This window comes from Frateuria sp., from assembly GCF_035944355.1.
Lineage (GTDB): Bacteria > Pseudomonadota > Gammaproteobacteria > Xanthomonadales > Rhodanobacteraceae > Frateuria_A.
In genome coordinates this window covers 19,094-30,616 of record NZ_DASZBH010000014.1, presented here as the reverse complement: position 1 = coordinate 30,616, position 11,523 = coordinate 19,094, and the positions used below count along the sequence as shown (strand labels likewise).

Here is an 11,523-nt window from a genome sequence, read left to right as displayed (position 1 = left end):
CTTGAGCTCATCCGGCGCGGCGGTCGAGACCATCGCCGATGGCTTGGTGGCTTGCCTACGGGTGCGACCCACTCCGGCTGCGAGGTTCGCGCCTGCCGGGAGGGTGTGGCGGCAATGCGGCGTCTTCCTCTCGCCGAACTTCCTCATCACGGAGCAGATCGTGGACGTAACGGCAGATCTGCCGCTCCTCCTCCGAGGGCATCACGCGCACGTCGCAGGCGGCGCCGTCCAGGCCGATCCGCGGCCCGCCGCCCTGGTTGCGGGCAGGGTCCAGCCGGATGCCCGCCCATGCCAGCCCGGCGCAGATCTCGGCACGCGCCTGCGCATCGTGCTCGCCGATGCCTCCGGTGAAAACGAGCGCGTCGATCCCTTGAAGCACGGCGGCCATCGCCGCGATCTGCTTGCGCACCGAGAGCGCGAACATGGCGATCGCGAGCCGCGCGGACGGCTCGGCGCGCTCGACCTTGCGTAGCTGGCGCAGGTCGCCGCTGATGCCGGACACACCGAGCAGGCCGGAGCGGTGATCGACCAGGCGCTCCAGGGCAACTGCATCCATGCCCTTTTCGCGGGCGAGCCAGGCCAGTACCCCGGGATCGAGATCGCCACTGCGGGTGGCCATCATCACGCCACCGCTCGGCGTCATGCCCATGCTGGTATCGACGGACCGGCCCTCGCGCACGGCCGTGATACTGGCGCCGCTGCCCAGGTGGGCGATCACCAGCCGGGCAGGCGCCTGCGGCCATTGCGCCAGAATCGACGCGCAGGACAGACCATGGAAACCGTAGCGTTGTACCCCTGCCGCCTGTAGCGGACGGTCCAGCGGCAGGGTGCGCGCCTCCTCCGGCAGGTGAGCGTGGAAGGCGGTGTCCAGGCAGGCTACCTGCGGCAAGGCAGGGAACCGCGCCTGCGCCGCGCGCACCACGGTCAGCGCCGCCGGGACGTGCAAGGGTGCGAACGCGCTGGCGGCCTCCAGTTGCGCCATCACCGTGGCATCGATGCGCGCATGCGCGCGCAGCTGCGCACCGCCGTGCACGATCCGGTGGCCGATGGCGTCCGCAGGAGGCACGTCCATGCCGGCGAGCAGGCGGGCGACGCGCGAAAAGGCCTGGACGCCGTCGGCGATCGGTACGGTCTCTTCGTGCAGCACGTCGCCACCGTGGCCGTCGCGCACGCGCAGCAGCCCGGCGGAGCTGCCGATCGCCTGCGCCTCGCCGGTGGCGCACGGTGTCACCTTGCCGCCGCGGACGCCGAACAGGCCGAACTTCAGCGACGAGGAACCGCTGTTGATCGCCAGCACATGCAAGCCCGACCTACCCACCGTCGTTACCCTCCTGCCGTCCAGCGCCACTGCGCCACTTCCGGCATGTCCTCGCCATGCTCGCTGATGTACAGGCGATGGCGTTCCATCGCCGTCCAGTAGCGGTCGGTGGCATTGGACCTCAGCTTCTGCAGGCGCGGCACGCGGAGAATGGCGTCCAGCGCAAGCTGGAAGCGGTCGAGATTGTTCATGACCGTCATGTCGAACGGCGTGGTCGTGGTGCCTTCTTCCTTGTAGCCGCGCACGTGGAAGTGGTCGTGGTTGTGGCGCCGGTAGGTCAGGCGGTGGATCAGTCCGGGGTAACCGTGAAACGCGAATATCACCGGCTTGCTGCCGGTAAACAGTTCGTCGAAATCCGGATCGCTCAGCGCGTGCGGATGCTCGCCGGGCGGCTGCAGCACCATCAGGTCGACCACGTTGACGACGCGGACGCGAAGATCCGGGGCGTACTCGCGCAGCAGCGTCACCGCGGCGAGCGTTTCCAGCGTCGGCACGTCGCCGGCGCAGGCCATCACCACATCGGGCTCGCGGCCCCGGTCGGTGCTCGCCCATTCCCAGACTCCCGCACCGGCACCGCAATGCCGGGCGGCCGCATCGATGTCCAGCCACTGCCAGGCCGGCTGCTTGCCGGCGACGATGACATTGACGTAGTTGCGGCTGCGCAGGCAGTGGTCGGCCACCGACAGCAGGCAGTTGGCGTCCGGCGGCAGGTAGATGCGCACCACGTCGGCTTTCTTGTTGGCGACGTGGTCGAGGAAGCCGGGGTCCTGATGCGAGAAGCCATTGTGGTCCTGCCGCCACACGTGGGAGCTCAGCAGGTAGTTGAGCGAAGCGATCGGCGCGCGCCACGGGATGGTCCTTGCCGTCTTCAGCCACTTCGCGTGCTGGTTGAACATCGAGTCGATGATGTGGATGAAGGCCTCGTAGCACGAGAACAGTCCGTGCCGGCCGGTCAACAGATAGCCCTCGAGCCAGCCCTGGCAGAGGTGCTCGCTCAGCACCTCCATCACACGGCCCTGCGGCGCCAGGTGTTCATCGACCGGCTCGATGGCGGCCATCCATGCCTTGGAGGTCACCTCGAACACGTCCTGCAGCCGGTTCGAGGCCGTCTCGTCAGGGCCGAACAGGCGGAAATTTCCTGCCCCGGCATTGAGTCTCATGACCTCGCGCAGGTAACGGCCGAGCACGCGGGTGGACTCGACCTCCGCACTACCGGGTGCGGCCAGCTCGACCGCATGGTCGCGGAAGCGGGGCAGGGTGAGCGGCTGCAGCAGCATGCCTCCGTTGGCATGCGGGTTGGCGCTCATGCGCCGGTGTCCGGTGGGTGCGAGTTCGGCCAGCTCGGGACGCAGCCGGCCGTCCGCGTCGAACAGCTCGTGCGGGCGGTAACTCATCAGCCAGTCTTCGAGCAGCCTGACGTGAGCGGGGTTGTCGAAATCCTTGAGCGGTACCTGGTGGGCGCGCCAGGTGCCCTCCACGGGCAGGCCGTCGACCACTTTCGGGCCGGTCCAGCCTTTGGGCGTGCGGAACACGATCATGGGCCAGCGCGGCCGCGCGGGCGGCTGGCCATCCGCCGCGCGGCGGGCGGTGCGCTGGATGTCGTGGATGCGCGCCAGCGCGGCGTCCAGCGTGGCGGCAAGCTGCCGATGCACCCGCGCGGGATCGTCTCCTTGGACGAACAGGGGCTCGTACCCGTAGCCGCGGAACAGGTCGCCCAGTTCCTCCACGGTGATCCTGGCGAGCACCGTGGGGTTGGCGATCTTGTAGCCGTTGAGGTGCAGGATCGGGAGCACCGCTCCGTCCCGCGCGGGGTCCAGGAACTTGTTGGAGTGCCAACTGGTGGCGAGCGCGCCGGTCTCCGCCTCGCCGTCGCCCACGATGCAGGCGACGACCAGGTCGGGGTTGTCGAACGCCGCGCCATAGGCATGGGCCAGCGAATAGCCCAGCTCGCCCCCCTCGTGGATCGAGCCGGGCGTCTCCGGCGCAACGTGGCTGGGTACGCCGTAAGGCCAGGAGAACTGGCGGAACAATCGGCGCATGCCGTTTCCGTCGCGCTCGATGGCGGGGTACACCTCGGTGTAGGTGCCCTCCAGATAGGCTTGCGCGACCAGGCCCGGGCCGCCGTGCCCTGGGCCGATCACATAGATCATGTCCAGGTCGTGTGCCTTGATCAGCCGGTTCAGGTGCACATAGATGAAGTTGAGGCCGGTGGTCGTGCCCCAGTGACCCAGCAGACGCGGCTTGATGTGGCTGCGTTCGAGCGGGACCTTCAGCAGCGGGTTGTCCTGCAGGTAGATCTGGCCGACGGTCAGGTAGTTCGCCGCGCGCCAGTACGCGTCCATGCGCCTGAGCAGATCGCCGGATAGCGGCGTGGACGTGGCAGGTTCGGGGACTTGCGCTGGGACGTCGGTAAACATGGGTCTGGCTCCGCTTGGAAGAGGCTCTCCGGGTGGGCAGGAGCGTGCTGTCAGTGCGCGAGCAGCAAGGGCAGATGCGTGTGCGAGAGCACGTGGTGCGTCGTGCCGCCGAGTACCAGTTCGCTGATCCGCGAGCGACCCCAGGCGCCCATGACCAGCAGTTGCGCCTGCATGGCATCGGCTTCCCGCAGCAGATGCGCGCCGGTGCCCTCTCCGGGGTGGAATGGGCGGTGTTGTCGTACCGTCACGCCCTGGCGCGCCAGCCACTCGTCCAGGGCGAGCGTGGGCGGACCGAAACCCGGCAGGGCCTCGCGCCACCCGTCCAGCAGATCGACTTCCGCTGCCTTGCGCAGCAGCGGCATGGCGGCACGGATGGCTTCGGTGGATTCTCCTGACCCGTTCCATGCCACCAGCACCCGTTCGGGGGCGCTTCGCACCTCGTACGTCTCCGGCACCAGCAGCACCGGAGCGCCGCCGGCGAAGAGGGTGCGGGTGATGTTGTCCCAGCCGATCGGCAGGTCCTGCCGGCCGGGTGCGTTGCAGACGAGCAGGTCGGCCATGCGCGAGCGCGCCGCCAGCACGGGAACGTACGGGCCGCGAAAGACTTCCCAACGGCCCTCCACCTTCCACCGCCGGCAAAGCTCGCTCCACCAGGGTCCGCAGTCGCGCGCCGTCTGCTCCTCGGCCTCCAGGACCGCCAATGCATCGGGGATAGCCGTTACCGAGGGAATCTGCGGGATGATGTGGATGCCCACCACGAAGGCCTGCTGCTGTTGCGCAACCGCGAGCCCGAGCTGGACGGTGGCGGTGTCCTCCCGTATTTGTCCGACATTGATGATCATCTCGTACATGGCGCTTCTCCCGGCGAGGCGTCCATCCTCGGTCGGTCACCGGCGGCGCCCTTTGATCAGGATCAACACAGGCCGCGGATCTGCGGCATGACGAGCGACGCGTATCGGCCGTCGGTCGGTTGGTATCGCGCTCGGCCGGTGCTTGGGCAGCCGCGGGATTGACCAGGGTCAAGTTGCCTGGCGGCCAGCCGTCTAGGCTGACCGCGTCCGATCGACCAGCGCGGAGAACGCCATGAACAGGCTCCAGGACAAAGTCGCCATCGTGACCGGCGGTGCCGTGGGCATAGGCGCCGCGTGCTCGCGGCGCATGGCGGCTGAGGGCGCCAAGGTGGCGATCCTCGATCGAATGGCCGATTCAGGCCGTGAACTGGCGGGAGAATTGGTCGGGCTCGGCTACCAGGCACGCTACTTACATGCCGACGTCGCCTCGGAAATCGAGGTGACCCATGCCATCGACGAAGTCGCCAGCCTTTTCGGCCGTCTGGACGTCCTCGTCAACAACGCCGGCATTGCCGGCCCGGACAAGCCTACCCACGAGCTGACCGAGGAAGAGTGGGACAGCGTGCAAGCGGTCAACGTCAAGGGCGTGTTCTTCTGCACGAAGCACGCGATCCCCCACATGCGCCGGGCGGGCGGCGGCAGCATCGTCAACCTCTCCTCGATCTACGGCCTGGTCGGCGCTGCCGACGTGCCGCCTTATCACGCCTCCAAGGGTGCCGTGCGGCTGATGAGCAAGACCGATGCGCTGCTGTATGCGCGCGATGGGATCCGGGTCAACTCGGTGCATCCGGGCTTCATCTGGACGCCCATGGTGCATGGCTTCCTTTCCGGCCACGGCGGCGACCTCGACGAACAGCGGCGGCAGGTCGGCGCGCTACATCCGCTGGGACACATGGGCGAGCCCGACGACATCGCCTGGGGCGTGATCTACCTCGCCAGCGACGAGGCCAAGTTCGTCACGGGCAGCGAACTGGTCATCGATGGCGGCTATACCTGCCGCTGAAGGAGGCACGCATGTACAAGCACATCCTGTTACCGACGGACGGTTCCGAGGTGTCCGACCGCGCGGTCGACGCAGGGATCGAACTGGCCAAGGCGCTCTCGGCGCGCGTGTATGGGCTGCACGTAATACTGCCGTTCCACTCTTTGACATACATGACCCAGATCATCCCCCAGAGCGAGACCGGTTACACCGAGGAATCGGTGCGCTGGGCGGAACGCTATCTGGGAGAAGTGCGCGACAGGTGCCAGCAGGCGGGGATTTCCTGCGACAGCGACTATCTGATCGACAAGCATCCTTGCGATGTCATCCTGCGGATGGCGAGGGAAAAGGGCTGCGACCTGATCGTCATGGGTTCGCACGGCTGGCGCGGTCTAACCAGACTGCTCCTGGGCAGCGAGACGCAAAAGGTACTTGTCCGCAGCGAGCTACCGGTTTTGGTCTGCCATTGAACCAGGTCGCGTCGCCGTCGGAGCCTCACGGCCGGGCTGGACAGCGGCGAAGCGCGTCGCCGGCTCGCCAGCGAGGGCTTGAACGCGCTGCCCGGCAGCCAGCACCAGCCGCTGGTGCGCATCATGCTCAAGGTGCTGCTGGAGCCGATGTTCCCGCTCCTGCTGACCGCCGGCGATGTTGCTGCTGCCTGCACACATCGTCCTGCTGGTGCTCGTCCACCGCCAGCGCCATGCCACGGCGGCGCCAGGGAAGGGCAACCGCTGGTGGCGGGCCATGGTGGCCGGCCGGACCGCGATCCTGGCGGTGGTGCTGGGCATATCGCCCGTGCGGGGGTTGCTCGCCCTGGCAACCCCCGATCCGGCCACCGTGGTCGCCACCGCCCTGGTGATGCTGGCGCTGCTCTGCTGGCTTGCCCTGCTACCCGCCATGGTCCTCGGCTTGCGCCGCGCGTGGTCGCTGCGGCGTTCCGCCCGCCTGGACCACAACCACGCGCGGAGTTGATGAGGATCAATCCAGAGCGGCGCATGCCATGTCCCAATGCGGTCACAGGGGTACCACAACCCAACGCGCCGAGGTTCCTCCATGGCCACCCTATCGACCGACGCTTCACCGCTGCGCGCCCCGACCCTGCTCGAGGGGACGCATTGGATCGACCACCTGCGCGATGGTACGGTGGTGCTGATCCGGCCGCTGCGCCCCGACGATCGGGCACGCGAGGAGGAATTCCTGCGGGCGATGCCGCCGGACAGCAAGCGCCTGCGGTTCCTGTGCAGCTTTCGCGAGGCGAGCCCCGAACTGGTCGACCAGTTGATGGATGTCGACTACGACCAGCGGATGGCGTACGTGGCGCTGGCGCACGAGGATGGTCACCTGCACGAGGTCGGCGTGAGCCGTTACAGCGCATCGAACGACGGCGCGCAGTGCGAATGCGCGGTTACCGTGGCGGAGCATTGGCGGCACCGCGGATTGGCCGTGGTGCTGATGCGCCACCTCGTCGACATGGCCCGCAAGCACGGTTTCCGGCAGATGTATTCGGTCGATGCAGCGGACAACCAGCCCATGCAGGAGTTGGCTGCCTATCTGGGGTTCAAGCGTTCGCTCGACCCGAACGATCCCACGCAAGCCATCCATACGCTGGCCCTGTGAGGAGCGCCATGAACGTGGTTTCCCATTCCCCCACCCAGGAGCCGGGCGTCGTCGCCAGGGAGTCGGCCCTCGCCGCCAACCGGCCTTCCGACATCGTCGCCGTCGCCACCAGCACGTCACCCTGGAACCCGGCCGTACAGGTGGCCGTGACGCTGGCTGCGCGTTGGCAGAGCCTGTTGACTGGCTGCTTCGTCGATGAATCGCTGCGGATGCTGCGTGGCCCCGAGAGCGAGCCCTCCGTGCTCGGGCTGTTGCTGGATACGCCTGTGCAGGATTTCAGGGAAGGCGACGAATTCCGCTCCTTCGCACGGTCCAAGGGCGTGCCGCACGCCTCCTGGGTAGTGGCGCATACCGGCCTTGCGCGCGTGCTTCGCGAGCTGGGTGCCTGGCACAGCCTGGCCGTCTTGGAGCGCGACGTCGTCGATGGCGAAAGCCTGTCCGAACTGCTCGGCGAAGTGCTGCTGTCCTGCCGGTTGCCCAGCCTGATCCTGCCGCCTGGCTGGAATAGAGACGCCCAGTTCTCCCGCGTGCTGGTGGCCTGGGACGGCAGCGCCGAAGCCACGCGGGCCATCCACGCCGCCCTGCCTTTCCTGCAGGACGCCAGGCGGGTCATCCTGCTCGATGGCGGAAGGCCGCACAGCCCGGAGGGCGAGTGCTATCTGCCTCACTTCGAGCCCTTCGTATACATGTCGCGGCACGGCGTGGAAGCGGACCCGATGTGCGTAGGCATTCCCGCACGCACCGCGGGGGCCTCCTTGCTGAAGAAGGCCGAGCAGGTCGGCGCGGACCTCATCGTCATGGGCGCGTACGGGCACTCGCGCCTTCGCGAACGTGCGATCGGCGGGGCGACGCGACACATGCTCCAGCACGCGCAGATTCCCGCCTTCCTGCAGCACTGATGTCGGCCGGGGACCGCCGATGCAGCGGGTGGGCTCGCTAGTCCAGCATGACGCGCTCGCCGCAGGAGAGGCTCATGCCAAGCATCCGCGGGAGAAGCGCACGTACCTTGGCACGGACGGCGTGCTCCAGGTGTTGACCGGAGTCAATCGCGCGCTGCACGAACAGAAGATTTGACCTGCCTCAAATGGCCGTCCGTCGCGCGATGGCCTGATGGCAATCCCACCACGGAAACCGAGGTGTGCCATGAGCGACCTGAGCCTGCGAGACGACGTGCTGGAGGAGCTGGACTTCGAACCCAGCATCGACGCGTCGAACATTGCCGTCATGGCCAGGGACGGTGTGGTGACCTTGACCGGGCATGTTCCCAGCTACGCCCAGAAAATCGCCGCCGAACGCGCAACCTGGCGAGTCAACGGAGTACGAGCGATCGCCCAGAAAATCGAGGTCGAGTTGCCGGGCGACAAGAAGCTGAGCGATGACGACATTGCCAGGCGCGTCCTCAACATCATGACCTGGGACGAACTGACGCCCTCGGATCGGATCCACGTCAAGGTATCCGGCGGCTGGGTCACCCTGAGCGGCGAAGTGCCCTGGAACTACCAGCGCGAGGCCGCCGAGGCGGATGTGCGCAAGCTGACCGGCGTGACCGGCGTGTCCAACGAGATCCTGGTCGAGCCGCACGTGGAGGCAGGCGACGTGCGCAAGAACATCGTCGATGCGCTCAAGCGGCATGCGGAAGTGGAGGCGGCCCGGATCAAGGTCGACATCCACGCCAATGGAGCCGTGGCCATCGACGGCCGCGTCGACGACTGGGAAGAGCGCCAGGCGGTCGAGCGGGCCGCCTGGTCGGCACCTGGCGTACGCACGGTGGAGAACCGGGTGCGCATCGCCTAGAGCCAGCCATTGGGGGGGCGCGCGCCGGCGCCCCCTTGCTCGTTCAGAACTTCAGGAATACGGGCAGGCGGCTGCGGGCGGCCAAAGTGCTCGCGGTGGGTCCCAGGCAGCGTTCTCCCAAGCGGCGGCCGCCGCTTGCGCCCATGACGATCAAGTCGGCCCTCGTGTCGCCGGCGTAGGCGAGTACCTGTTCGCTGACGGCCTCGTCGGATCCCGCCACCGTCTCCATGGCGCTGACCAAGATGTCATGGGCGCGCAGGTGCGCAAGGGCATCGGGAGAGTTGCCGCCGCCATATGCCGCGCCTTGTTGCAGCAGGGACACCGCGTTGGCGGTGCGCAGCAAGGGCAAGGCGGCGTGCAGCGCGCGAGTGGACGCGGTCGAGCCGTTCCAGGCAACCATCGCATGCACCAGGCAGCCAGGGGCGACGCTGGCTTCCGCACCACGATGCACGCGGCACCGGAAAGCAGAACCTCGCCGCACGCGCCAGTTGACCTGCATCACCTTGGCCACTGACGGATCGCCTAGTGTCGCCACGACGCAGCCGCTGTCCCGTGCGATGCGTGCCTGGAGGCATTGCCATGTACGACATCCTGGTCAACACCATCGACTTCGAAAACTGGCCGCGCGCGACCCAGTACGGCACGCAGTTGGCGGGCCTGCTGCAGGCCTCGGTCACGGGGGCCTACGTCTATCCGTCGCCGCTGTACGCCACGCCGAGCTTCAGTACGCCGGAATTGATCGAAGCCATGCTGGAAACGTGCCGGACGCTGGAAGCGGGCGCACTGGCGGCCGAGCGGCCGTTCGTCAGCTGGGCCAGCGGCATGGGCATCGAGCACGCTGCCTGGGTGGTGGGGCAGGGCAATCTGGCCGAGGCACTGGTGCAGATCGCGTGCTGGCACGACCTGCTCGTGCTCGAACGCAATCCGGAGCGCACATGGGCATCGCCTTCCGACCTGGCGGAGTTGATCCTGGCCGTGGGCCTCCCGTGCATCGTGGTACCGCCCCGGCCGGTACAGGCGGTGTCGTTGTCGCACGTGGCCGTTGCGTGGAACGGATCGTCCGAGGCGATCCGTGCGGTGCACGCAGCCTTGCCGGTGCTGCAGCGGGCGCACGAGGTGCTGTTGCTGCGCGGCGCGCCCAAGGAAACCTTCCAGGAGGTCACCTGGAAGCCGCCCTTCGACATCGACGCCTATCTCAAGCGGCATGGTATCCGCGCCCGCTCGCAGGATCTGCTCGCCAACGAGCATGGGGCCGGCGAGGCGTTGCTGGAGCAAGCCGACCGCTTCCATGCCGACCTGCTGGTGATGGGCGCCTACGGCCGCAGCCGCTTCAGCGAGTGGGCGTTGGGCGGGGCCACCCGGCATGTGCTCTGGAACGCGCGGCTGCCCGTGCTGTTCCGCCACTGACCCCTATCCATGCGTGCCATGGTGCTCGAGGCGGTAGGCCGGCCACTCGTGCTCCGGCAGCAGGTCGACCCCGAGCCCGGGCCGGGCGAAGTGCGGTTGCGCGTCGAGGCCTGCGGTGTGTGCCGTACCGACCTGCACGTGGTGGACGGGGAGCTGCCCGCCGTGGCGCCTCCGATGATTCCCGGACACGAGGTGGTCGGCCGCGTCGATCTGCTCGGGAAGGGCACCCACCGGATCGGCCTGGGCCAGCGCGTAGGCGTGCCCTGGCTGGGTTCGACCTGCGGCGCGTGCGAGTACTGCCTGGCCGGCCGCGAGAACCTATGCGACGCGCCAGGCTTTACAGGCTACACCCGCCCCGGGGGCTTCGCGAGCCATCTGGTGGCACGTGCCGACTACTGCATCCCGTTGGGCGATGACGCCGACCCCATCGCGACGGCCCCGCTCCTGTGCGCGGGCCTGATCGGCTGGCGTGCGCTGTCCCGTACGGGACGGGCGCGAACGATCGGTATCTATGGCTTCGGCGCCGCCGCGCACCTGCTGACCCAGGTGGCTCGCCACCAGGGCCGGCAGGTATTGGCGTTCACCCGGGCGGACGACCTGACGGCACAAGCTTTCGCCCGCTCGCAGGGCGCGGCGTGGGCAGGCAACGCCGATGCCGCCCCCGGAACCGCTCGACGCGGCGATCATTTTCGCGCCCGCCGGCGAACTGGTGCCGCTGGCGCTCAAGGCTGTGCGCAAGGGCGGTCGGGTGGTGTGCGGCGGCATCCATATGTCGGATATCCCGGCGTTTCCCTACCGGTTGCTGTGGGAAGAACGGGAGCTGGTTTCGGTTGCCAACCTCACTCGCGCCGATGCCCACGCCTTCTTCGCCGAAGCCGCCAGCGCAGGCGTACATGCCGCGACGCGACCCTACCCGCTGGAGGCGGCGAACGAGGCGCTCGATGATTTGCGCAACGGCAGGCTCAGCGGCGCGGCCGTGTTGGCTGTGCATCTCGGCGATGGCTGAGCGTATCCGGCCGGCGGGTCGACCCGCCGTGCCTGGGGATCCTGTCCCAGCGGCAGAGCTCTGTGCCGGGCAAGCCCTGCTTCGGCCGCTGAGCCTGGACGCCATCGCGTGGCAATGCGCCTGCCCTAAGC

The 11,523-nt window shown here is 68.0% G+C and carries 12 protein-coding genes and 2 pseudogenes; 10 read left to right on the top strand and 4 right to left on the bottom strand.

Translation table 11 applies throughout. The features are described from left to right. Nucleotides 1-55: 55 nt before the first annotated feature. Genes VGU03_RS10510 through VGU03_RS10500 form a run of 3 tightly spaced genes read right to left on the bottom strand, consistent with a single transcriptional unit; the run spans nt 56 to nt 4,586 of the window. Nucleotides 56-1,318 carry an acetate/propionate family kinase gene (locus VGU03_RS10510; protein WP_327480336.1) on the bottom strand — a complete coding sequence of 421 codons (1,263 nt, stop codon included), beginning with the start codon at nt 1,316-1,318 and terminating at the stop codon, nt 56-58. A 5-nt stretch (nt 1,319-1,323) separates the two neighbouring features. Continuing rightward, on the bottom strand, nt 1,324-3,735 hold the full coding sequence (locus tag VGU03_RS10505) for a phosphoketolase family protein (protein WP_327480335.1): 2,412 nt from the start codon (nt 3,733-3,735) through the stop codon (nt 1,324-1,326). A 50-nt stretch (nt 3,736-3,785) separates the two neighbouring features. Beyond that, the gene (locus VGU03_RS10500) at nt 3,786-4,586 is read right to left on the bottom strand and encodes a universal stress protein (RefSeq protein WP_327480334.1); all 801 of its coding nucleotides are present in this window, start codon (nt 4,584-4,586) and stop codon (nt 3,786-3,788) included. Between the two features lie 232 nt (nt 4,587-4,818). Here VGU03_RS10500 and VGU03_RS10495 point away from each other — a divergent pair, with 232 nt between their 5' ends. The 7 genes and pseudogenes from VGU03_RS10495 (at nt 4,819) to VGU03_RS10470 (ending at nt 8,979) form a co-directional block, all read left to right on the top strand. Then, nucleotides 4,819-5,589, top strand: a complete 771-nt coding sequence (locus VGU03_RS10495) for a glucose 1-dehydrogenase (protein ID WP_327480333.1) — start codon at nt 4,819-4,821, stop codon at nt 5,587-5,589. An 11-nt stretch (nt 5,590-5,600) separates the two neighbouring features. Continuing rightward, nucleotides 5,601-6,038, top strand: coding sequence for a universal stress protein (locus tag VGU03_RS10490; RefSeq protein WP_327480332.1), 438 nt, complete (start codon nt 5,601-5,603; stop codon nt 6,036-6,038). Between the two features lie 33 nt (nt 6,039-6,071). Continuing rightward, nucleotides 6,072-6,200, top strand: a pseudogene (locus tag VGU03_RS15665) (cation-transporting P-type ATPase); the annotation flags it as partial. Nucleotides 6,201-6,213: 13 nt separating this feature from the next. Beyond that, nucleotides 6,214-6,540 carry a hypothetical protein gene (locus tag VGU03_RS10485; RefSeq protein WP_327480331.1) on the top strand — a complete coding sequence of 109 codons (327 nt, stop codon included), beginning with the start codon at nt 6,214-6,216 and terminating at the stop codon, nt 6,538-6,540. A gap of 81 nt (nt 6,541-6,621) precedes the next feature. Then, nucleotides 6,622-7,185 (top strand): GNAT family N-acetyltransferase, encoded by a 564-nt coding sequence (locus VGU03_RS10480; RefSeq protein ID WP_327480330.1) that lies wholly within the window; start codon nt 6,622-6,624, stop codon nt 7,183-7,185. Between the two features lie 8 nt (nt 7,186-7,193). Next, nucleotides 7,194-8,084: a universal stress protein gene (locus tag VGU03_RS10475; protein ID WP_327480329.1), complete on the top strand. Its 891-nt coding sequence runs from the start codon at nt 7,194-7,196 to the stop codon at nt 8,082-8,084. 244 nt (nt 8,085-8,328) lie between these two features. Beyond that, on the top strand, nt 8,329-8,979 hold the full coding sequence (locus tag VGU03_RS10470; RefSeq protein WP_327480328.1) for a BON domain-containing protein: 651 nt from the start codon (nt 8,329-8,331) through the stop codon (nt 8,977-8,979). A gap of 43 nt (nt 8,980-9,022) precedes the next feature. On the opposite strand, the gene VGU03_RS10465 is transcribed toward VGU03_RS10470, so the two are convergent. Next, complete coding sequence (locus VGU03_RS10465) at nt 9,023-9,490, bottom strand: universal stress protein (protein ID WP_327480327.1); 468 nt, start codon at nt 9,488-9,490, stop codon at nt 9,023-9,025. Nucleotides 9,491-9,558: 68 nt separating this feature from the next. On the opposite strand from VGU03_RS10465, the gene VGU03_RS10460 reads away from it, so the two are divergent. The 3 genes and pseudogenes from VGU03_RS10460 (at nt 9,559) to VGU03_RS10450 (ending at nt 11,392) form a co-directional block, all read left to right on the top strand. Further along, entirely contained in the window at nt 9,559-10,386 is an 828-nt protein-coding gene (locus VGU03_RS10460; RefSeq protein ID WP_327480326.1) for a universal stress protein, read from the top strand. A 9-nt stretch (nt 10,387-10,395) separates the two neighbouring features. Next, nucleotides 10,396-10,737 (top strand): annotated as a pseudogene (locus tag VGU03_RS10455) (alcohol dehydrogenase catalytic domain-containing protein); the annotation flags it as partial. Nucleotides 10,738-11,038: 301 nt separating this feature from the next. After that, complete coding sequence (locus VGU03_RS10450; protein ID WP_327481002.1) at nt 11,039-11,392, top strand: hypothetical protein; 354 nt, start codon at nt 11,039-11,041, stop codon at nt 11,390-11,392. Nucleotides 11,393-11,523 lie beyond the last annotated feature (131 nt).

Excerpts from the sequence above, each read along its gene's own strand:
- VGU03_RS10505 (WP_327480335.1), bottom strand. The coding sequence starts at position 3,735 with ATGTTTACCGACGTCCCAGCGCAAGTCCCCGAACCTGCCACGTCCACG.
- VGU03_RS10500 (WP_327480334.1), bottom strand. The coding sequence starts at position 4,586 with ATGTACGAGATGATCATCAATGTCGGACAAATACGGGAGGACACCGCC.
- VGU03_RS10495 (WP_327480333.1), top strand. The coding sequence starts at position 4,819 with ATGAACAGGCTCCAGGACAAAGTCGCCATCGTGACCGGCGGTGCCGTG.
- VGU03_RS10490 (WP_327480332.1), top strand. The coding sequence starts at position 5,601 with ATGTACAAGCACATCCTGTTACCGACGGACGGTTCCGAGGTGTCCGAC.
- VGU03_RS10485 (WP_327480331.1), top strand. The coding sequence starts at position 6,214 with ATGTTGCTGCTGCCTGCACACATCGTCCTGCTGGTGCTCGTCCACCGC.
- VGU03_RS10480 (WP_327480330.1), top strand. The coding sequence starts at position 6,622 with ATGGCCACCCTATCGACCGACGCTTCACCGCTGCGCGCCCCGACCCTG.
- VGU03_RS10475 (WP_327480329.1), top strand. The coding sequence starts at position 7,194 with ATGAACGTGGTTTCCCATTCCCCCACCCAGGAGCCGGGCGTCGTCGCC.
- VGU03_RS10470 (WP_327480328.1), top strand. The coding sequence starts at position 8,329 with ATGAGCGACCTGAGCCTGCGAGACGACGTGCTGGAGGAGCTGGACTTC.
- VGU03_RS10460 (WP_327480326.1), top strand. The coding sequence starts at position 9,559 with ATGTACGACATCCTGGTCAACACCATCGACTTCGAAAACTGGCCGCGC.
- VGU03_RS10450 (WP_327481002.1), top strand. The coding sequence starts at position 11,039 with ATGCCGCCCCCGGAACCGCTCGACGCGGCGATCATTTTCGCGCCCGCC.